Here is a 20007-nt window from a genome sequence, read left to right as displayed (position 1 = left end):
GGTGGTACCGGTCAGCGCTTGCGCGCCAGGGAGAACCGGCCAAGGCTGGATGTGAGGGGTGTACCGGACGGCCCCGTCAGGCCGCCCGTTCGGCCCCAGCCACCACTCGTTCCCGGGTGTCACCTTCCTCTCAGGGACGACGAGGAGGTGCAGTCCCATGCGTGAGGCCACGCGAACGACGCAGAGGTGGTGGCGGTGGCGGAGCAATCCGCTGCGTCGGCGCGCGGACATCGTCGAAGCCTGGATCGTCCTGGTGGTCTGGGCGGTCATCGTGGTGGGCGGCACCCTCGTCGGCCTGGTGGCGGGCCACGCGGCGCAGGAGTCCTTCGCCCAACTGCGGCGCGAGCGCCACCCGGTCGCGGCCGTCCTCGTGAAGAGCAGGGCCGAACCGGTACCGACGGGGGAGGCCGGAGCATCCGAGCGTGTCCGGGCGAAGGTCCGCTGGACGGCGTCGGACGGCTCTCCCCGTATCGGCTGGACGCTGGTGGATTCCGGGCACAAGCCCGGATCAGGGGTCGTGATATGGACGGACAGCCGGGGTCAGCTCACCGCGAAGCCGCCGACCGCGGGTGCGGCGGCCGCCGAGGCGGCACTGCTCGGCACGGGGGCCGCGCTCACCTTCGGAGGTCTGACGTTCGCTGCCGCACGCTTCGCGCGGTGGCGGCTCGACCAGGGGCGTTACGAGGAATGGAGCCGTGAGTGGGCCCAGGTGGGACCGCAGTGGGGGCGTAAGGCCACATGATGCGGGCCCGGTCGGCGGTCGCGCAGGACGACATTGGCGAAGGAGCTGGTGACCATGACGACTCCGGTGGGATTCCCGGACCGGCCGGTGCGGGTGTACGCGCGTATCGACTCGCCACTGTCCCGATGGCTGTGGCTCGTGAAGTGGATTCTCGCGATTCCGCACTATGTGGTGCTGTTCTTCCTCTGGATCGCCTTCACCGTGGTGACCGTGATCGCGTTCTTCGCCATCCTGTTCACCGAGCGCTATCCCCGCGCCCTGTTCGACTTCAACCTGGGTGTTCTGCGCTGGAGTTGGCGGGTCGCCTTTTACTCGTACGACGCCCTGGGAACCGACCGTTACCCGCCGTTCAGCCTGGGCGAGGAACCGGAGTACCCGGCACGGCTGGACATCGCCTACCCGCAGCGCCTGTCCCGCGGGCTGGTGCTGGTGAAGTGGTGGCTGCTGGCCATCCCGCAGTACATGGTCATCGGCTTCTTCCTCGGCGGCGCCCACCTCGGCTGGTGGTCCGGCGGGCTGATCACCCTGCTGACGGTCATCGCGGCGGTGATCCTGGCCTTCACCGAGAAGTATCCGAAGGATCTGTTCGCCCTGATCATCGGCCTCGACCGGTGGGTCCTGCGAGTCTGCGCCTACGTCACTCTGATGACCGACGCGTACCCACCGTTCCGGCTCGACCAGGGCGGCTCGGAGCCGACCGCCCTTCAGGAGCAGCCCTGAATCACCGCGCGACCGTGTTCCGCTCTCCGGAAGGACGACCCGACACGTCTCGCCGTCATCCGGGGCCGGTGGGGAGCCGTACCGTGAAGGTGGTCGATCCCGGGCGGCTCGCGAGGGTGACGTTTCCGGCGTGGGCCTCCGCCACCGCCGCCACGATCGACAGTCCGAGTCCGGTGCCGGCGCCTGCGCCCGCGTCCTCGCTGCGGCGGCGGTCCGCGCGGGTGAAGCGTTCGAAGACCCTGGGCCGCACGTCCGGCGCGACGCCCGGCCCGTCGTCGTGGATCTTCAGCACGGCCGTGTCGTCCTCGGACTCCAGCGAGATGGTCACCGTGCTGCCGAGGGGTGTGTGCAGGCGCGCGTTGGCCAGCAGGTTGGCCAGCACCTGATGGAGCCGGTGGGCGTCGCCCGGCACCGTCACCGGCTCCTCGGACAGTTCCAGCGTCCAGCGGTGTCCGGGGCCCGCGGCCTGCGCGTCGGTCACCGCGTCCAGGACCAGTCGGGTCAGGTCGACGGGTAGGCGCTCCAGGGGGCGGCCCGCGTCGAGGCGGGCGAGGAGCAGCAGGTCGTCGACCATCTCGCCCATGCGGGCCGCCTCGGCCTCGATCCGCTCCAGCGCCCGCACCACCTTCGCCGGCACCGGGCCGGGGTGCAGCAGCGCCAGTTCCGCGTGACCGCGCACCGATGCCACGGGCGTGCGCAGCTCGTGGCTGGCGTCGGCGGCGAAGCTGCGCAGCCGTTCCTCGCTCGCGTGCCGTTTGGTCAGCGCGTCCTCGACGTGGCCGAGCATCGCGTTGAAGGCGCCGGCGACGCGTCCGACCTCGCTGCGCGGGTCGCTCTCGGGCGCGCGCGGCGCGGGCGCCACCTCGCCGCTGGAGAGCGGTAGTTCACTTACCCGGGTGGCGGTCGCGGCCACTCTGCTGAGCGGTCGCAGCGACCAGCGCACCCACAGCGCTCCCGCGACGCCGGCCACGGCGAGCGCCGCGCCGAAGACGACCGCGGCGACGAGTTCCAGCCGGTGGACGGTGGCCTCCACGGGCTCCATGGGCAGCCCGGTGACCAGGACGTCACCGTCCCGGCCCTGGGCCGCCATCACCCGGTACTCGCCCAGGGAGGAGAGATGGGTCGTGCGCACCTCGCCGTCGGCCGGCAACCCCGCGAGTCTTCTTGTGTCCTCGGCGCCGAGAGAGACCGGCACGGTGCCCGTGCCGCTGCCGGACGCGACCACCGCGGAGTTGGTGACCGTGTCGCCGACCAGTCGCGCGCCGAAGGTGCCGACGGTCTGACGGCGGGTGTCCCCGTCGCCGTCCTCGTCGCCGTCATGGTCCGACGGCCGGTCCCCGCCGAGCTCCAGGCTGGCCGGGAACCGTGCGCCCGTCTCGCGCAGCTGCTGGTCGAGACGGCCGGTGAGGAAGCCGTTCAGCTCCACCACCGCCGCCACCCCGACGGCCGCGCAGCTGACCGCGAGCAGCACCACGAGCCCGGCGGTGAGCCGTGCCCGCAGCGTATGCGGCCAGCGCAGGCGCTTCGGCCACCGGCTCGCCCCGCGCCGGACGGGGTCGCGCGGCCGTGGCCCCGCCCTCACCGGGCCACCGGCTTGAGCACGTAACCGGCGCCGCGCACTGTGTGGATCATGGGCGGTCGGCCCGCGTCCACCTTCTTGCGCAGGTAGGAGATGTACAGCTCGACGACATGGGCCTGCCCGCCGAAGTCGTAGGACCAGACGCGGTCGAGGATCTGTGCCTTGCTGAGCACGCGTCGCGGGTTGCGCATGAGCAGGCGCAGCAGTTCGAACTCCGTCGGGGACAGCTCGATGAGTTCGCCGGCGCGGGTGACCTCACGGGCCTCCTCGTCCATGACGAGGTCGCCGACGGTCAGCCGCGGCCCGTCCTCCCCGTCTCCGGGCTGCCGGGCCATGCCGGCCCGGCGCAGCAGCCCGCGCAGGCGGGCCACGACCTCCTCCAGGCTGAACGGTTTCGTCACATAGTCGTCGCCGCCCGCCGTGATGCCCGCGATGCGGTCCTCGACGGCGTCCCGTGCGGTCAGGAAGAGCACGCACACGTCGGGGCGCACCGCGTGCAGCGAGCGCAGCACGGCGAAGCCGTCGGTGTCCGGGAGCATGACGTCGAGGACGACGGCGTCGGGCAGCAGCGCGCGTGCCTCGGCGAGGGCGGCGACGCCGTCCCCCGCCGTGCGTACCTCCCAGCCCTCGTAGCGCAGGGCACCGGAGAGGACCTCCGCGAGGTCGGGGTCGTCGTCGACGACGAGGACCCGGAGCGGGGCGCCGTCGGTCCGGGTCAGAGCGGGGCGGCCGGAGCCGCGGTGTCGGGGAGTGTTCATCTCACGTACCAGGATGCGGTCTCGCCGCGTCCCGGGCCGCTCCCCCGACCTCTGAGTTCGCTGTGAGTCCGGCACGCCGTCCGTCGGCTTCGATCGGCCCGGCGGCCCTTGTGACCTGCGATGCGGTCCGCGCCGCGGGTCTCGCGCTGAGAGCGGGCTCAGAGGTTGCGTCGGCACAGTGTCGTCCCGGACGGCCACAGGGACGTACGGACAGCCGAAGGGACATGCGGATGACGACGGCGTACGCGCGACGAAGGGTCGCCCCGGCGCCTCCCGCGCCACGGCACTCCCCCGTGGGCGCGGTACTCGGCGCCCTGTGGGGCGGGGCCGCGGCCGTGATCGCCCTGTGGTGGTACGACACGGGGTCGGTCGTGGGCACCGCGGGTTGGCTGACGGGGGCCGGGCGGATCGCGGGACTGCTGTGCGGGTACGCCTGCGCCGTCCTCGTCGGACTGATGGCCCGCGTCCCGCTGCTGGAGCGGCGGATCGGGTCGGACCGGGTGGCGCGCTGGCACGCGAGGGCCGGCCGCTACACGATCTGCCTGCTGGTGGCGCACGTCGTGCTCATCCTGCTCGGGTACGCCGTCCAGGACGGCTCCTCGGTCCTGGACGAGACGCTCACCGTGGTCCTGGACTACCCGGAGATGCTCAAGGGCACCGTCGGCGCCGTCATCCTGTTCGCGGTCGGGCTGGTCTCGGCGCGCGCGGTGCGACGCCGGGTCGGTCACGAGTTCTGGTACTACGTGCACCTGCTCACGTATGCCGCGGTCTTCCTCTCCTTCGGCCACCAGCTCGCCCTGGGGTCCGACTTCACCGGCGACCGGGCCGCTCAAGCCGCCTGGTACGCGCTGTACCTGGGAGTCGCGGCCCTGGTGGTGTGGTTCAGGATCCTCACCCCGGTGCGGCTGAACCTGCGTCACCGGCTGCGGGTCGACTCCGTGCACCGGGAGGCGCCGGGCGTGTACTCCGTCGTCTTTCGTGGCCGACGGCTGCACGAGCTGGACGCACGGCCGGGGCATTTCCTGCGCTGGCGCTTCCTCACCGAGGGCATGCGCTGGACCTCCACGCCGTACTCCCTGTCGGCGCCGCCGCGCCCGGAGCTGCTGCGCATCACCGTCAAGGCGCTCGGCGACCACAGTGCCGCCGTCGGCCTGCTGCGGCCGGGCACCCGGGTGTGGGCGGAGGGCCCCTACGGGGCGCTGACCGCGGACCGGCAGACCTCGCACAAGTCCCTGCTGGTCGCGGGCGGGGTCGGCGTCACCCCGCTGCGCGCCCTGTTCGAGACGCTGCCCGGCGACGTCACCCTGCTGTACCGCGCCCGCACGGCCGAGGACCTCGCCCTGGGCGGCGAGCTGGAGGCCGTCTCCCGGTGGCGCGGGGCGAAGGTGCTCTACGCGCTCAACGGGCCGCACGGCCGGCGCCCGGACCTCACGGCCTACTCCCTGCGGGCGGCCGTGCCGGACCTGGACGCCCACGACGTGTACCTGTGCGGCCCGCACGGGTTCGCGCAGGACCTGTACGAGGCGCTGCGCACCGCCGGGGTTCCGGAGCGCCGTATCCACCACGAGTCCTTCGAGCTGTGAGGCCGTCTTGCACACGTTGAGGAAGAACCGTCCGCTGCGGCGCGTCGTGCTGGCGAGCGCCGCGACCGTCTCCGGGATGGTGCTGCTGCTGTCGCTGAAGCCGCACACGACACCGTCCGTCGCCGGTCTGGCGGCGTCTCCCGCGCCGTCCAGTAGTTCGAGCTCCCCCGGGGAGACGACCGGGTCGGGTGGGTCGAGCGGCTCGGCCACGGGTACCCGGACCGTCACCGGGGAAGCGGTCCAGACCCGCTACGGCCCCGTCCAGGTCCGCGTGACCCTGACGAACGGGAAACTCACCGACGTCACCGCGGTCGCCTACCCGCAGGAGAACCCGAGGGATCAGCAGATCAACGCGTACGCGGTCCCGCAGCTGACCAGAGAGGCGCTCACCGCCCAGAGCGCCGACATCGACACGGTCTCCGGAGCGACGTACACCAGCGAGGGCTACCAGGCGTCACTCCAGTCGGCCCTGGACTCCGCGAGCCGGTGAGGCTGCCAGGGCAGGCGCTACGGCGCTGGGGGCGCTGCCCTGGGGCCTAGGGGGTGTCCGCAAAGTCGCGTCGTCCGCCCGAAGGGCGGGCCCTGCGACGTCATGGGGGTCCCCCCGCTCGAGCGAAGCCGAGAGTGGGGGAGCGTGCTCTGGGGGTCCCCCCGGCCGAAGGCTGGGGGAGTGCCGGGCGGACGCCCGCGTACTGGTTGTACTCGGGTGTTCGTCCGGTGCGGCGAGAGTGCGTGCCGGGCGTCGTGGGGCAGGCGGGACTTTGCGGACAACCCCTGGGGCGGGACGCCTCACTTGAAGCCGGTGGACATGTACTGGTCGACGTTGTCCTTGTCGACGACCGCCGAGTAGAGCGTGATCGACGAGGGGATCTCGTACTCGGCGAGGCCGCTCACGCCCTTGGCCTGGCCGAGGGCGCGGGCGAGGTCGATCGCGGAGGCGGCCATGGTCGGCGGGTAGAGGACGGTCGCCTTCAGCACGCCGTTGTCCTGCTTGATGGCCTGGAAAGCGGACAGGGCGCCCGCCCCGCCGACCATCAGGAAGTCGTCGCGTCCGGCCTGGTCGATGGCGCGCAGCGCGCCCACTCCCTGGTCGTCGTCGTGGTTCCACAGAGCGTCGAAGCTCGACTGCGCCTGCAGGAGCTGGGACATCTTGGCCTGGCCGGACTCTACGGTGAAGTCGGCGGCCTGGCGGGCCACCTTCTTGATGTTGGGGTAGTTCTTCAACGCGTCGTCGAAGCCCTTGGTGCGCTGCTTGGTCAGCTCCAGGTTGTCCAGGCCGGCCAGTTCGATGACCCGCGCGTTCGACTTCCCCTTGAGCTTTGCGCCGATGTAGTGGCCGGCGCTGAGGCCCATGCCGTAGTTGTCGCCGCCTATCCAGCAGCGGTACGCCTGCGGGGTGTTGAAGACCCGGTCCAGGTTGACGACCGGGATGCCCGCGCGCATCGCCTTGAGGCCGACCTGGGTGAGGGCCTTGCCGTCGGCGGGCAGGACCACCAGGACGTCGACCTTCTTGTTGATCAGGGTCTCGATCTGCCCGATCTGCTGGGCGGTGTCGTTGGAGCCCTCGGTGATCGACAGGGTGACGTCGGAGTACTTCTCGGCCCGCTTCTTGGCGTTGTCGTTGATGGCGTTGAGCCAGCCGTGGTCGGCCTGCGGGCCGGCGAAGCCGATGGTGACGGCCTTGCCGGGCTTGTCGTCGGCGGCCGGCCGGTCGTTCGCGGCGGGCTCGTCGTCCTTCGACTCGTTGCTGGTGCAACCGGTGAGGAGGGCACCGGCGGAGACCGCGGCGGTCCCGAAGAGCAGTCCTCTGCGACTGGTGAAGCGGCTCGTGAATGTCGGCTCTGACATGGCGGTGAACCCTTTCCTCAGGTCGTGCTCGCGGTACGGCGCTGGACCAGCACGGCGGCGACGATGATCGCTCCCTTGGCGATCTGCTGGACGTCGCTCTGCAGGTTGTTCAGGGCGAAGATGTTGGTGATCGTGGTGAAGATCAGGACGCCGAGAACCGAGCCGGTGATGGTGCCGCGTCCCCCGGTGAGCAGCGTGCCGCCGATGATCGCGGCCGCGATGGCGTCAAGTTCGTACAGGTTGCCGTTGGTGTTCTGGCCGGAGCCGGACAGGATGATCAGCAGGAAGGCGGCGATGCCGCAGCACAGCCCGGACAGCAGGTAGAGGTACAGCCGCTGGCGGCGGACATCGATGCCGGCCAGCCGGGCCGCCTCCGCGTTGCCGCCGACGGCGACGGTGCGGCGCCCGAAGGTGGTCCGGTTCAGCACGAGCCAGCCGATGATCGTCACGACCGCGAACACCATCACCAGCGGTGGTACGCCGAGCACGTAGGAGTCGCGCTCGCCGAGGTCGAGGATGTTCTCGACGGTGACGATCTGGGTGCGGCCGTCGGTGATCTGGAGGGCCAGGCCGCGTGCCGAGGCCAGCATGGCGAGGGTGGCGATGAACGGGACCATCCCGCCGTACGCGATCAGCAGGCCGTTGACCAGTCCGCATCCGACGCCGACGAGCACCGCGGTGAAGAGGATGCCCGCGAAGCCGTACTCCTGGGTGGCGACCGTGGTCGCCCACACCGAGGAGAGGGCGACGATCGCGCCGACCGACAGGTCGATGCCACCGGAGGTGATGACGAAGGTCATCCCGACGGTGACGACACCGATCACCGACGCCTGGGTGAGGACGAGTTGGAGGTTGCGGGTGTCGAGGAACGCGTCGGGCTTGGTGATGCCGCCGATGACGATCAGGGCCGCGAGCACACCGAGAAGGGAGAGGGTGCGCAGGTCGGCGCGGAACACGAGGGACCGCCAGGCCGGGGCTTCGTTCGTCGACGGCACCTTGTCGGTGCTGTCCCTGGGCGGGGAGACGGGCTGCGTCATGACGCGGGGCTTCCTTCCATGACGAGGTCGAGTACGCGGGGTTCGTCGAGGTCGCGGGCGGGCGCCGTATGGACGACGCGGCCCTCGCGCAGCACCAGGACACGGTCGGCGAGGCCGAGCACCTCGGGGACCTCGCTGGAGACCATCAGCACGGCGAGGCCTTCGTCAGCCAGTCGACGGACGACGGCGTACAGCTCGGCGCGGGCGCCGACGTCGACCCCGCGGGTCGGTTCGTCGAGCAGCAGCACCCGGCAGCCGCGCAGCAGCCAGCGGGCCAGGACGGCTTTTTGCTGGTTGCCGCCGGACAGCGTGCGCACCGGTACGGAGGGGTTGTCGGGCCGCAGCGACAGTTCACGGGTCGCGGCCCGGGCGGCCCGGTTCTCGGCGCCCCGGTCGATCCAACCGCCGCGCGCGAAGCGGGACATGGAGGAGACGGAGACGTTGCGGGTGACGGACTCCAGCATCAGCAGGGCCTGCGCCTTGCGTTCCTCCGGAGCGAGTCCGAGTCCGGCGCGGACGGCGGCGCGCACACTGCCGGGCCGCAGCGCGCGACCGTCGACGAGGACCCGGCCGGCGGTGGGCCGGCGGGCGCCGTAGATCGTCTCCAGGATCTCCGAGCGGCCCGAGCCGACGAGTCCGGCGAGACCGACGATCTCCCCGGGCCGCACCTGCAGGTCGAGGGGTTCGAACTCGCCCTCCCGGGCCAGCCCTTCGACCTCCAGGACCGCGGGGGCCTGCGAGGCGGACCCGGGCCGGTCGGGGAAGACGTACTCGACGTTGCGGCCGGTCATCAGCGCGACGACCTCGCGGGTCGGCGTCGACTTGGCGGGCAGTCCGCCGGCGACGGCACGCCCGTCCTTGAGCACGGTCACCCGGTCACCGATCCGCCGGATCTCCTCCAGCCGGTGGGAGATGTAGACGACGGCGACACCGTCGGCGGTGAGGTCGCCGACGATCCGGAACAGGTTGTCCACCTCGTCCGGGTCGAGCGCGGCGGACGGTTCGTCCATCACGATGAGCCGTACGTCGTGCGAGAGCGCCCGGGCCATGGAGACGATCTGCTGCTGCGCCGCCGACAACCGCCCCACCAGCCGGGTGGGATCGATCTCCGGGTGCCCGAGCCGCTTGAGCAGCGCCGCCGTCGACGATCGCGCCACCTTTCCCCGTACGACGAACCCGGCGGTCGTGGGTTCGTGGCCGAGGTGGACGTTCTCGGCCACGGACAGGTGCTCCACCAGGTCCAGTTCCTGGTAGATCGTGGCGATGCCCAGACGCATGGCGGCGATCGGCGAGCGGAGCGTGACGTCCTCGCCGCGCCAGCGGATGGTGCCGGTGTCCGGCTGGTGGGCGCCGGCCAGGACCTTGATGAGCGTGGACTTCCCGGCCCCGTTCTGGCCGAGCAGACAGTGCACCTCGCCGGCCTGGACGTCGAGGTCGACGCCGTCGAGGGCCCGGACTCCGGGGAACGACTTGGTGATGCCGGACATGCTGAGCAGCGATGGTGGTGAGGCCATGGGTGGTTCCCCTCGACTGGCGTGCGGGCCGGTTCAGGGCGCCTGCGGAGCAGGCGTTTTCAGGCAGGGCGAAGCATGGCTCGGTGATGGTGTGCCGTATGGGAGACGCTGGTGCGGCCGTACGTGGTCGGCGGCTATGCGGGTGAGAACAGGTGGTCGCTGATGAGGCGGGCCGCGCCGATCACTCCGGCGGTGGGGCCCAACTCCCCCAGCACGATGGGCAGATTGCCGGTGGCGAGTGGCAGTGACTGGCGGTAGACCTGGGTGCGGATCGCGGCGAGCAGGGTGTGGCCGAGGCCGGTCACCCCGCCGCCGATCACCACCAGGCCGGGGTTGAAGAAGCTGACCAGACCGGCGATGACCTGACCGACATGGTCGCCGCCCTGACGGATCAGGTCGAGCGAAGTGGCGTCACCCGCGGCGGCCGCGGCGGCGACGTCGACGGCGGTGAGGCCGCCGTTCGCCTCCAGTCGGGTCGCGAGTTCCGCCGAAAGTCCCTGCTGGGCCGCGTCCGTGGCGTCCCGGGCCAGGGCGGCCCCACTGAAGTAGGCCTCCAGGCATCCCCGGTTGCCGCAGGCGCAGGGGCGTCCGTCGGGCACGACCTGGATGTGCCCGATGTCGCCCGCGCTGCCCGTCGTGCCGCGGTGGACGTCACCGCCGGCGACGATGCCGCAGCCGATGCCGGTACCGATCTTGACGCAGAGGAAGTCGCCCACGGAGCGTGAGACGCCCGCGTGCATCTCCCCCATCGCCATCAGGTTCACGTCGTTGTCGACCATGACCGGGCAGCCGAGTTCCTGGCTGAGCGCCTCCCGCACGGGGAAGCCGTCCCAGCCCGGCATGATCGGCGGAGCCACCGGTACGCCCTCGGGGAAGCGGACCGGTCCCGGTACGCCGATTCCGGCGCCGTCGAAATGCTCCGCGAGCCCCGAGGCCCGCAGCTTGGCGGCCATGGACAGGACTTGCTCGAAGACCGCGACCGGGCCCTCGCGGACGTCCATGGGCTGGTTGAGATGACCGAGAATCTCCAGCTCGGCGTTGGTGACGGCGACGTCGATCGAGGTCGCGCCGATGTCCACGCCGAGGAATCGCAGGCTTGGAGCCAGCCGGATGTTGTGGGAACGGCGGCCGCCGCGCGAGGCGGCGAGTCCGTCGGCCACGACCAGGCCGGTCTCCAGCAGTCGGTCCACTTCCACGGCGAGCTTGGAACGCGAGAGGTCGACCTGGTCTCCCAGTTGTGCCCGGGAGTTGGGGCCGGCGTCGCGCAACAGCTTCAGCAGCCGGGCCTGATGGGTGTTCGCGGGTCGTGCCGTCATGCGTCTCACGAGCCCCTCCCCGCCTCAGTCGGCCGCCAGCTGTCGTGCTTTCGAGTGGAACGTAGCAGCGACTGCCCAACCTGGGAAGAAGATGTGCGCAAATTACTGCTGGCTTTCTCCACTCACAGGACAAAGCGCCGCGGGAGGGTCAGGTGACCTGGCGCCTCCTGGAGCGGCTCAGCAGGATGCGCCAGAGACGCCTCTACGCGGACACCACGTTGTTGCGCAGTCGGCCGATCCCTTCGACCTCGACCTCTACGACGTCACCCGGCCGCAGGTACCTGCCGGAGACCAAGCCCACGCCGGAAGGGGTACCGGTGAGGATCACGTCGCCGACCTCGAGAGGAGTGGAGGCGGAGACGGCCGCGATGATCTCGGGCACGGAGAACACCATGTTCTGGGTGTTGGCGTCCTGACGAAGTTCGCCGTTGACCCTGGTGGTGACGCCCAAGGAGAGCGACCGAGTGAAGTCCTCGATCGTGACCAGGGCGGGCCCCATGGGTTTGAAGGCGGGAAAGCTCTTGCTGCGCAGAATGCCCGAGGGATCGACGAGGACGCCGCCGGTCATCGCGGCGAGCTGCACGTCGCGGGCGGAGACGTCGTTGGCGCCGGTCAGTCCCGCGACGTGGCTCCACGCCCGTGAAGCGGGAATGTCCTTGCCCGGTTTGCCGATGACGACGGCGAGTTCGGCTTCGTAGTCGACATGGTCGGGTGCCTCGGTCGGCAGGATGATGCTGGAGTGCGGGCCGACCACCATGTCGCCGCCGATGGGCCCGTCGATGGAGCCGAACATCACCGAAGTCGGCAGTGCCAGCCCGGCCTCCTCCGCGTGGTCCCTGTAGTTCAGCCCTACGAGCACCACTTTCCCGGGGGCGCCCACGGGGGGGCAGTAGCCGGGTCTCCTCGTCCTCGAGGGCGAGCCTTCTGCGGACGGGCGCCGTCCGTGCCAGGCCGATGTCGTCCTTGAGCAGGGACCCGGCATCGGGGTGAGGAAGATCGAGTACGAGGAGCTCGTCGCCCTCACCCCGGGCCAGCCCGTACTGCGTACGGTAGAGACGCAAGGTCACGCACTTCCCGCGAGTATGGTCGTCGTCCGGCGCGACAGGCGCCACACCTGCTGCTCGTCGCGTACGAACCGGTCGGTCAGCCGAGATACCGCCCGGGGAGACGTCCCGTCCGTGCCGAGGTGGAACACTGCAGGAGCGTCTCCGTCTTGGCCACGTCGGGGGTCAGAAGCCGGAACAGTGGCTCCCCGGGCAGGTGCAGACGCCTGATGCCGTCGGTCTCCCGCTGGGCCAGGGCGGCGCGCAGCGCGTCGCCGGAGATGACGGTGTCGCCGAGGACGAGTTCCCCGTCGTCGGTGAACAGTTCCAGCGCCTGGCCTGGCCACCGGCGGCGGCATCGGCTGGCTCGCGCGAAGCTACGGGCTCACCATCGACCATGTCGTGGGCGCCGACGTCATCACGACGGACGGCCGCCGCCTGCGGGCGGCCCCGGACGGCGACACCGACCTCTACTGGGCTCTGCGCGGCGCCGGCGCGGGCATCGGCGCCGTCACCTCCTTCGACATCGAGGCGGTCGAGCTCGGTGACGTGGCGATCGCGCAACTCGCGTTCGCTGTCGACGCGGACGGCCGCGCGCTCGCCGACTGGGCATCGGCACTGGCGGCCTCACCCCGTGAAATCACCGCCATCGCCACCCTGATGGGACACGGGGGTGACCTGGTGCTCAGCGTCACGGCCGTGGTAGCCACCGACGACGAGTCCGCCGTCCGCGACGCGCTCGCCCCGATGCTCGCCGTGCGGCCACTGCAAGCAACTGCCCAACTGGCGCCGTACACGGCGCTGGTCTCCTCCGCCCAGCAGCACCGCAACGTCGGCCAGCAGCAGGTGACCTCCACGACCGCCATGCTGCGGGACGTCGACGACGCCACCGCGCATGCGCTGGCGCAGGTGGCCCGGGATCCGCACCACCCCATCCTGCAGTTCAGGTCTCTGGGCGGTGCCGTGGGCGACATCGAGCCCGGCACCACAGCGTTCGCGCACCGCGCCCACCAGTTCCTCGTGGTCGGCGCCGTTCCCGGACGCGACCAGGCAAAGTTGGCCAAGGCATGGGATCCCTTGCTCCCGCATTCCGACGGGCGTACATGGGCTTCGAGACGCGGACCGACAGCGAGATCTTCGATCGCGTCTACCCAGGCACCACCGGCCCCCGGGTGCGCGACCTCTGGCGCACCTACGACAGCGACGGCATCCTCCGCCCCCTGCGAATCGACAACAACACCGACGGAGCCCACTCGCGCAGGTCCTCTCAGGCGGCGGGTTCGCCCCTGGGACGGAATCGTCCGTGTCGGTGATCTCGGAGAACGCCGGGAGGCCGACTCCTGTAGGGCCTACGCCCCTTGACGCGCGTGGTACGAGCGGCGGGTGTGCTCCGTGTGCTCCCGCATCAGCTCGGTGGCGCGCTGCCCGTCACGTTCGGCGATCGCGGCGATCAGGTTACGGTGTTCGATCCAGGACTCCCTGCCGCGCTGCCTCGCGACCGGCGTGTAGTACCAGCGCACCCGCCGGTCGACCTGCGCGGCGAGCTCGGCGAGGACCGCGTTGCCGGCGAGTTCCATGATCGTGGCGTGGAAGCGGGCGTTCATGGCGACCGCGCCGTCCACGTCATCGGCGGCGACCGCCCGCTCGCCCTGGGCGCACAGGTCCTCCAGGGCGGCGACGCCGGCACTGCCCGCGTTCGCGGCCGCGAGTCGGGCCGCCTCCGCCTCCAACAGCGTGCGCACGGTGAGAAGTTGGTCGGCTTCGTTCTCGGTGGGTTCGTGCACGAAGGCGCCCTGGGCGGGCCGCAGATCGACCCAGCCCTCGGTGTTCAGCCGCTGCAGCGCCTCCCGCACCGGCTGTCGGGAGACCCCGAGGTGTCCGGCGAGTTCGCTCTCGACGAGATGCTGGCCGGGCTGCAGCGCACGGGTGGTGATGAGTTCGAGCAGCGCCTCGTAGACACGGTCGCGCAGCGGGCCGGGTCGTTCGAGCTTGGGCACTGCACCCTGCGGCAGTCCTGTCGACAGCATCGCGGTCCCCCTCCTCGGCGGGCCGTGCACCACAGCTGTGAAGCCGGTGTCATCGGACACCCAGTATCGATTGTCTTTCGTCTACAGTCTACGGCTCACGGAAGCCAGGGAAACGGGGGGTCGTTCTCGTCACACCTCGACGTTCCGCGGCACTCAGGGGCAGTGGACGACCTGCCCGGCGTACGACAGGTTCCCGCCGAAGCCGAAGAGCAGCACCGGGTCCCCCGCGGCGACCGCGCCCTGCTCGACCAGCTTGGAGAACGCGAGCGGGATGCTCGCGGCCGACGTGTTCCCGGATTCGGTGACATCGCGGGCGACCACGGCGTTCACGGCGCCGATCTTCTCCGCGAGGGGTTCGATGATGCGCAGGTTTGCCTGGTGGAGGACGACCGCGGCGAGGTCGGCGGGGGCGAGTCCGGCCCGCTCGCAGGCCTGGCGGGCGATGGACGGCAGCCGGGTGGTGGCCCACCGGTAGACGCTCTGCCCCTCCTGCGCGAACCGTGCGGGCTGCCCCTCGATCCGCACCGCGTTCCCCATCTCGGGTACCGAGCCCCACAGCACGGGCCCGATCCCGGGCTCCGTCCCCGGTGCGGCCGCCTCCACGACGGCGGCACCCGCTCCGTCGCCGACGAGCACACAGGTGGTGCGGTCGGTCCAGTCGGCCACGTCGGACATCTTGTCGGCGCCGATGACCAGTGCGCGGGTCGCCGCTCCCGCGCGGACGGTGTGGTCGGCGGTGGCCAGCGCGTGGGTGAACCCGGCACAGACGACGTTGATGTCCATCGCGGCGGGCGAGGGGATGCCGAGCCGGGCGGCGACCCGGGCGGCCATGTTCGGGGAGCGGTCGATGGCCGTGGAGGTGGCGACGAGGACCAGGTCGATGTCACCGGGGGTGAGGCCCGCCGTCGCCAGTGCCTTGGCGGCGGCGTGGGCGGCCAGCTCGTCGACGGGTTCGTCGGGGCCGGCGATGCGGCGTGTGCGGATGCCGACCCGGCTTGTGATCCACTCGTCACTGGTGTCGACCATGCCCGCCAGGTCCTCGTTGGTGAGCACCCTGGCGGGCTGGTAGTGACCGACGGCGGTGATGCGTGAGCCGTTCATGGGTGGATCCCCTCGTTGCCTCAGGTAGCGGGATCCACCAGTCTGATCAATGACCCACGGGTACGACGGCAAGTGATGCCACAGGAATCGGGCGCCCGAGTTGTCACTTCCGTCATCCCCCCGGACGCCCGACCACCGTCCGAACGGTTACCCGGTGAACAGCTGGGTCGCCTTCTGTACGAGCTCGTAGACGCCGTAGGCGAGCGGCGCGCCCACCCACAGCCAGGCGAGGGCGATCAGCCCTCGCCGGTCAGGCGGACTCTGACTGCTGTCGCTGGACATCGACGGCCTCCTGCCTCGGCGCGGGAATGTGGTGACGGGCGTTGACGGGCCGTACGAGTTCGTTGGCGACGAAGCCGACGACGAGCAGACCGATCATGATGACGAAGGACAGACCGTACAGCGCCGAGCCGTGTTTGCCGGCGTCCTCCTGCCGGTCGGCGATCCAGTTCACGATCAGCGGTCCGAGGACTCCGGCGGTGGACCAGGCGGTGAGCAGCCGGCCGTGGATCGCGCCGACCTGGTAGGTCCCGAAGAGGTCCTTCAGATAGGCGGGGACGGTGGCGAACCCACCGCCGTAGAAGGACAGAATGACCAGCGCGCACAGGATGAACAGCGGTTTCGACGAGTCGCCGAACAGCGCGATCAGCGCGTACATCACGGCGCCCACGCCCAGGTAGACGCGGTAGATGTTCTTGCGGCCGATCAGGTCGGAGGTGGACGACCAGCCGATCCGGCCGGCCATGTTGGCCGCCGACAGCAGGGCGACGAAGCCGGCCGCGGCCGACACCGACACCGGGGTCGAGGTGCCCTCGAAGAAGTCCGTGATCATCGGCGCGGCCTTCTCCAGAATGCCGATGCCTGCGGTGACGTTCATGCAGAGCACGACCCACAGGCACCAGAACTGCGGGGTGCGCACGGCGCTGCGAGCCGAGACCTGCGGGCCCGCGAGGGCACTGGGCGCCCCCTCGACGGGCTTCTCGGTGCGCGGTACCCGCACCAGCAGCACGCCCAGGGTCATGAAGACGGCGTACGTGAGGCCGTGGACGAGGAACGCGAGCGCGATGCCCGAGCTGTCACTGCCGAAGGACTCCAGCATCTGGGCCGACCAGGGCGAGGCGATGAGCGCGCCGCCGCCGAAGCCCATGATGGCGATGCCGGTGGCCATGCCGGGCCGGTCGGGGAACCACTTGATCAGCGTGGAGACCGGCGAGATGTAGCCGATGCCCAGGCCGATGCCGCCGACGAACCCGTAGCCGAGGACGATCAGCCAGTACTGCTCGGTGGCGGCGCCGAGGGCGGACAGCAGGAATCCTGACGAGAAACAGATCAGCGCCACGGTCATCGCCCAGCGTGGTCCGTTGCGCTCAACGAGCGTGCCGCCGAACGCGGCCGACAGGCCCAGCATGACGATGCCGAGTTGGAAGGGCAGTGCGCTCTGCGTGCCGCTGAGGCCGAGGGCGGATTCGAGGGGCGGTTTGAACACGCTCCAGGCGTAGGCCTGACCGATGGAGAGGTGGACCGAGAGGGCGGCGGGTGGAACCAACCACCGGCTCCACCCGGGGGGTGCGACTGGGGGACTCATGATCCCCAACGGTAGGAAGGAAGCACGGGAATTGAGAAGTCGGCGCGTCGACGACTTGCGATGAACGGTATCCAGAACGCGCCGAACGGTCGGACCGACCGGTTTTCTCGTCCGTCCCGTCCTGCCGGTCCTGCGCGAACCCTTGCTGCCCCAACTTCCATACTGTAGACAATATTTCGTCGACATGGTTCGACAGTTCCTCGGTACCCTCGACCGAACGGAGCTCCCTCGTATGAGAGTCGCAGTACTCGGCGCCGGAGCCATCGGCGCCTATGTCGGTGCCGCGCTCCACCGCGCGGGCGCCGACGTGCACCTCGTCGCCCGTGGACCGCATCTGGCGGCCATGAGGCAGCACGGAGTACAAGTACTCAGCCCGCGCGGCGACTTCACCGCCCGCGCCCACGCCACCGACGACCCGGCCGAGATCGGCCCGGTCGACTTCGTCTTCCTCGGCCTGAAGGCCAACTCGTACGCGGCGTGCGGTCCGCTGATCGAGCCTCTCCTGGACGACTCCACCGCGGTGATCGCCGCGCAGAACGGCATCCCCTGGTGGTACTTCCACCGGCACGGCGGGCCCTACGACGGCCACCGCGTCGAGAGCGTGGACCCCGGCGGCGCGGTCAGTGCGGTGCTCGCGCCCGAACGGGCCATCGGCTGCGTGGTCTACGCGGCGACCGAGCTCGAAGGGCCTGGTGTCGTACGGCACTTGGAAGGGACCCGGTTCTCGCTCGGCGAGCCCGACCGCAGCGTCTCGGCACGCTGTCTGGCCTTCAGCGAGGCCATGCGGGCCGGCGGTCTGAGGTGCCCGGTCGAGCCCGAACTGCGCAACGACATCTGGCTCAAGCTGCTCGGCAACATCTCCTTCAACCCGATCAGCGCGCTGGCCCGCGCCACCATGCGGCAGATGTGCCTGCACGGCGGAACCCGACAGGCCATCGAGATCATGATGACCGAGACGCTCTCGGTCGCCGAGGCCCTCGGCTGCGAGGTCGGCGTCTCCATCGAACGCCGTCTCGCGGGCGCCGAACGGGTCGGCGACCACCGCACCTCCACGCTCCAGGACCTGGAGCGAGGCAAGCCGCTGGAACTCGACGTGCTGCTCGCCGCCGTCGTCGAACTGGCGGAGATCACCGGCGTCCAGGTGCCCACCCTGCGCACCGTGCACGCCATCTCGGACCTGCTCGCCCTGAGGAGCGCCGCATGAGGAGCCGCATGAGGAGCGTCGTATGAGGAAACGCGACCGGACCCCGAAGACCTACACCCGGCTCACCCACCCCCTGGTCCGCGACTCCCGCGACGAGCCGTTCCGGCAGGCGAGTTGGGAGGAGGCCCTGGACCGGGCCGCCCGGGGCATCGAGGCGGCGCGCGGCACGTTCGGGATGTTCTCCTGCGCCCGCGCCACCAACGAGATGAACTACGTGGCGCAGAAGTTCGCCCGCGTCGTGATGGGCACCAACAACGTCGACTCCTGCAACCGGACCTGTCACGCCCCGAGCGTCGCCGGCCTGTCCGCCGCCTTCGGATCGGGCGGCGGGACGTCCTCGTACGAGGAGATCGAGCACACCGACGTCATCGTGATGTGGGGATCCAACGCCCGCTTCGCGCATCCGATCTTCTTCCAGCACGTACTGAAGGGCGTCCACAACGGCGCCCGCATGTACGCGGTCGACCCGCGCCGGACGTCCACCGCCGAGTGGGCGGAGAGCTGGCTGGGGCTGAACGTCGGCACGGACATTCCGATGGCGCACGCGATCGGACGCGAGATCATCCAGGCGGGGCTGGCCAACGAGGCGTTCATCGAGCGCGCGACCTCCGGCTTCGAGGAGTACAGGGCGCTGGTCGAGCCGTGGACACTGTCGCTCGCCGAGAAGGTGACCGGCGTACCCGCGCGTGCCATCCGGGAGTTGGCACACGCCTACGCCCGCGCCGAGCGCGCCCAGCTGTGCTGGACCCTCGGCATCACCGAGCACCACAACGGCACCGACAACGTCCGCGCGCTGATCAACCTCTGCCTGCTCACCGGACACGTCGGCCGGTACGGGTCGGGGCTGCAGCCGCTGCGCGGGCAGAACAACGTGCAGGGCGGCGGCGACATGGGCGCCATCCCCAACCGGCTGCCCGGCTTCCAGGACATCCTCGACCCCGGCACCCGGCTGAAGTTCGAGGCCGCGTGGGACACCGTCATCCAGCCCCACTACGGCATGAACCTCACCGAGATGTTCGAGGCGATGGAGGAGGGCACGCTCAAGGCGGTCTACTGCGTCGGCGAGAACCCGGCGCAGTCGGAGGCCGACAGCGAGCAGGCCGTGCGGCGTATGAAACAGCTGGACTTCCTCGTCGTGCAGGACATCTTCCTCACCAGGACGGCCGAGTTGGCGGACGTCGTGCTGCCCGCCACCGCGGGTTGGGCCGAGACCGACGGCACCACCACCAACAGCGAGCGGCGCGTGCAGCGGGTCCGCCGGGCCCTCACCCCGCCCGGTGAGGCGCGCGAGGACATCGACATCATCTGCGCGCTGGCCGCGCGGCTCGGCCACGAGTGGAAGTACGCCGACTCCGAGGCCGTCTGGAACGAGCTGCGCTCGGTCTCCCCGGACCACTACGGGATGACGTACGACCGGCTGGAGAAGCACCAGGGCATCCAGTGGCCCTGCCCCGACACCGACAGGATCGAACCGACGTATCTGCACGGCCGGTTGTGGAAGCCCGACCCGGACGAACGCGGCAGGCCGGCCCCCTTCGGGCTGGTTCAGCACGACCCGCCGGTCGACCTCACCGACGAGGAGTACCCGATCCGGCTGACCACCGGCCGACGGCTCGACTCCTACAACACCGGTGTCCAGAGCGGGAGTTTCGCGTCCCCGCTCCGGCGCGGCGAGTTCGTCGAGCTGTGCCCGGAGGACGCCGAACGCTACGGCGTCGTGGTCGGTGAGCAGGTACGGGTCAGCTCGCGGCGCGGCGCGGTCGTCGCGCCGGTGTGGATCGACACCGCCCTGCGGCCCGGGCTGGCCTTCATGACCATGCACTTCCCCGACGAGGTGGACACCAACCAGCTGACGATCGAGGCCAATTGCCCGATCGCGGGGACGGCGGAGTTCAAGGCGTCGGCGATCCGCATCGAGAAGCTTCCGGTCGTGACCTACGTGAGGTGAGG

The 20007-nt window shown here is 70.6% G+C and carries 18 protein-coding genes; 7 read left to right on the top strand and 11 right to left on the bottom strand.

Features of this window, described 5'->3' with window-relative positions:
* The first annotated feature begins 157 nt into the window (after positions 1–157).
* Positions 158–742, top strand: a complete 585-nt coding sequence (locus ABZ027_RS37640; RefSeq protein WP_356776553.1) for a hypothetical protein — start codon at positions 158–160, stop codon at positions 740–742.
* Between the two features lie 54 nt (positions 743–796).
* Positions 797–1462: a DUF4389 domain-containing protein gene (locus tag ABZ027_RS37635; RefSeq protein WP_356776551.1), complete on the top strand. Its 666-nt coding sequence runs from the start codon at positions 797–799 to the stop codon at positions 1460–1462.
* Positions 1463–1517: 55 nt separating this feature from the next.
* Here ABZ027_RS37635 and ABZ027_RS37630 read toward each other — a convergent pair whose 3' ends face one another.
* Positions 1518–2981, bottom strand: a complete 1464-nt coding sequence (locus ABZ027_RS37630) for a HAMP domain-containing sensor histidine kinase (RefSeq protein ID WP_356776567.1) — start codon at positions 2979–2981, stop codon at positions 1518–1520.
* A 59-nt stretch (positions 2982–3040) separates the two neighbouring features.
* Positions 3041–3799: a response regulator transcription factor gene (locus tag ABZ027_RS37625; RefSeq protein WP_356776548.1), complete on the bottom strand. Its 759-nt coding sequence runs from the start codon at positions 3797–3799 to the stop codon at positions 3041–3043.
* Between the two features lie 230 nt (positions 3800–4029).
* Between ABZ027_RS37625 and ABZ027_RS37620 the strand changes: the two genes are divergently transcribed.
* Entirely contained in the window at positions 4030–5382 is a 1353-nt protein-coding gene (locus ABZ027_RS37620; RefSeq protein WP_356776546.1) for a ferric reductase-like transmembrane domain-containing protein, read from the top strand.
* Between the two features lie 7 nt (positions 5383–5389).
* A complete protein-coding gene (locus tag ABZ027_RS37615) occupies positions 5390–5872 on the top strand; it encodes an FMN-binding protein (RefSeq protein WP_356776544.1) in 483 nt (160 codons plus the stop codon).
* 299 nt (positions 5873–6171) lie between these two features.
* On the opposite strand, the gene ABZ027_RS37610 is transcribed toward ABZ027_RS37615, so the two are convergent.
* From ABZ027_RS37610 to ABZ027_RS37590, 5 genes are all read right to left on the bottom strand, one after another.
* Positions 6172–7230, bottom strand: a complete 1059-nt coding sequence (locus tag ABZ027_RS37610) for a substrate-binding domain-containing protein (RefSeq protein ID WP_356776542.1) — start codon at positions 7228–7230, stop codon at positions 6172–6174.
* A gap of 17 nt (positions 7231–7247) precedes the next feature.
* On the bottom strand, positions 7248–8267 hold the full coding sequence (locus ABZ027_RS37605; protein ID WP_356776540.1) for an ABC transporter permease: 1020 nt from the start codon (positions 8265–8267) through the stop codon (positions 7248–7250).
* Positions 8264–9781 (bottom strand): sugar ABC transporter ATP-binding protein, encoded by a 1518-nt coding sequence (locus ABZ027_RS37600; protein ID WP_356776539.1) that lies wholly within the window; start codon positions 9779–9781, stop codon positions 8264–8266. Before ABZ027_RS37600 ends, ABZ027_RS37605 begins: the two co-directional genes overlap by 4 nt.
* A 134-nt stretch (positions 9782–9915) precedes the next feature.
* Positions 9916–11097, bottom strand: coding sequence for an ROK family transcriptional regulator (locus tag ABZ027_RS37595; RefSeq protein WP_356776537.1), 1182 nt, complete (start codon positions 11095–11097; stop codon positions 9916–9918).
* Positions 11098–11299: 202 nt separating this feature from the next.
* Positions 11300–11977 carry a fumarylacetoacetate hydrolase family protein gene (locus ABZ027_RS37590; RefSeq protein WP_356776535.1) on the bottom strand — a complete coding sequence of 226 codons (678 nt, stop codon included), beginning with the start codon at positions 11975–11977 and terminating at the stop codon, positions 11300–11302.
* Positions 11978–12542: 565 nt separating this feature from the next.
* Here ABZ027_RS37590 and ABZ027_RS37585 point away from each other — a divergent pair.
* Entirely contained in the window at positions 12543–13502 is a 960-nt protein-coding gene (locus tag ABZ027_RS37585) for a hypothetical protein (RefSeq protein ID WP_356776533.1), read from the top strand.
* Here ABZ027_RS37585 and ABZ027_RS37580 read toward each other — a convergent pair.
* The 4 genes from ABZ027_RS37580 to ABZ027_RS37565 all read right to left on the bottom strand — a co-directional run bounded on the left by ABZ027_RS37580 (position 13490) and on the right by ABZ027_RS37565 (position 16853).
* Positions 13490–14167 (bottom strand): GntR family transcriptional regulator, encoded by a 678-nt coding sequence (locus tag ABZ027_RS37580; RefSeq protein ID WP_356776531.1) that lies wholly within the window; start codon positions 14165–14167, stop codon positions 13490–13492. The two genes, ABZ027_RS37585 and ABZ027_RS37580, sit on opposite strands and share 13 nt — an antisense overlap.
* 153 nt (positions 14168–14320) lie before the next feature.
* On the bottom strand, positions 14321–15268 hold the full coding sequence (locus tag ABZ027_RS37575; protein WP_356776529.1) for a beta-ketoacyl-ACP synthase III: 948 nt from the start codon (positions 15266–15268) through the stop codon (positions 14321–14323).
* Between the two features lie 147 nt (positions 15269–15415).
* Entirely contained in the window at positions 15416–15550 is a 135-nt protein-coding gene (locus ABZ027_RS37570; RefSeq protein ID WP_356776527.1) for a hypothetical protein, read from the bottom strand.
* The gene (locus ABZ027_RS37565; RefSeq protein WP_356776525.1) at positions 15519–16853 is read right to left on the bottom strand and encodes an OFA family MFS transporter; all 1335 of its coding nucleotides are present in this window, start codon (positions 16851–16853) and stop codon (positions 15519–15521) included. Before ABZ027_RS37565 ends, ABZ027_RS37570 begins: the two co-directional genes overlap by 32 nt.
* A gap of 232 nt (positions 16854–17085) precedes the next feature.
* On the opposite strand from ABZ027_RS37565, the gene ABZ027_RS37560 reads away from it, so the two are divergent.
* Both ABZ027_RS37560 and ABZ027_RS37555 read left to right on the top strand, forming a co-directional pair.
* Positions 17086–18057 (top strand): 2-dehydropantoate 2-reductase, encoded by a 972-nt coding sequence (locus ABZ027_RS37560; protein ID WP_356776523.1) that lies wholly within the window; start codon positions 17086–17088, stop codon positions 18055–18057.
* Positions 18058–18079: 22 nt separating this feature from the next.
* Positions 18080–20005 (top strand): molybdopterin-dependent oxidoreductase, encoded by a 1926-nt coding sequence (locus ABZ027_RS37555; protein ID WP_356776521.1) that lies wholly within the window; start codon positions 18080–18082, stop codon positions 20003–20005.
* Positions 20006–20007: the final 2 nt, after the last annotated feature.

This window comes from Streptomyces sp. NPDC006332 (assembly GCF_040612855.1).
Lineage (GTDB): Bacteria > Actinomycetota > Actinomycetes > Streptomycetales > Streptomycetaceae > Streptomyces.
The sequence above is the reverse complement of the archived record's forward strand: the minus strand, read 5'-3'. Positions and strand labels throughout refer to the sequence as shown.

What these genes read in the sequence shown, in the direction of transcription:
- ABZ027_RS37640 (WP_356776553.1), top strand. Translation starts at nt 158, where the DNA reads ATGCGTGAGGCCACGCGAACGACGCAGAGGTGGTGGCGGTGGCGGAGC.
- ABZ027_RS37635 (WP_356776551.1), top strand. Translation starts at nt 797, where the DNA reads ATGACGACTCCGGTGGGATTCCCGGACCGGCCGGTGCGGGTGTACGCG.
- ABZ027_RS37625 (WP_356776548.1), bottom strand. Translation starts at nt 3,799, where the DNA reads ATGAACACTCCCCGACACCGCGGCTCCGGCCGCCCCGCTCTGACCCGG.
- ABZ027_RS37620 (WP_356776546.1), top strand. Translation starts at nt 4,030, where the DNA reads ATGACGACGGCGTACGCGCGACGAAGGGTCGCCCCGGCGCCTCCCGCG.
- ABZ027_RS37610 (WP_356776542.1), bottom strand. Translation starts at nt 7,230, where the DNA reads ATGTCAGAGCCGACATTCACGAGCCGCTTCACCAGTCGCAGAGGACTG.
- ABZ027_RS37605 (WP_356776540.1), bottom strand. Translation starts at nt 8,267, where the DNA reads ATGACGCAGCCCGTCTCCCCGCCCAGGGACAGCACCGACAAGGTGCCG.
- ABZ027_RS37600 (WP_356776539.1), bottom strand. Translation starts at nt 9,781, where the DNA reads ATGGCCTCACCACCATCGCTGCTCAGCATGTCCGGCATCACCAAGTCG.
- ABZ027_RS37595 (WP_356776537.1), bottom strand. Translation starts at nt 11,097, where the DNA reads ATGACGGCACGACCCGCGAACACCCATCAGGCCCGGCTGCTGAAGCTG.
- ABZ027_RS37580 (WP_356776531.1), bottom strand. Translation starts at nt 14,167, where the DNA reads ATGCTGTCGACAGGACTGCCGCAGGGTGCAGTGCCCAAGCTCGAACGA.
- ABZ027_RS37575 (WP_356776529.1), bottom strand. Translation starts at nt 15,268, where the DNA reads ATGAACGGCTCACGCATCACCGCCGTCGGTCACTACCAGCCCGCCAGG.
- ABZ027_RS37570 (WP_356776527.1), bottom strand. Translation starts at nt 15,550, where the DNA reads ATGTCCAGCGACAGCAGTCAGAGTCCGCCTGACCGGCGAGGGCTGATC.
- ABZ027_RS37565 (WP_356776525.1), bottom strand. Translation starts at nt 16,853, where the DNA reads ATGAGTCCCCCAGTCGCACCCCCCGGGTGGAGCCGGTGGTTGGTTCCA.
- ABZ027_RS37560 (WP_356776523.1), top strand. Translation starts at nt 17,086, where the DNA reads ATGAGAGTCGCAGTACTCGGCGCCGGAGCCATCGGCGCCTATGTCGGT.
- ABZ027_RS37555 (WP_356776521.1), top strand. Translation starts at nt 18,080, where the DNA reads ATGAGGAAACGCGACCGGACCCCGAAGACCTACACCCGGCTCACCCAC.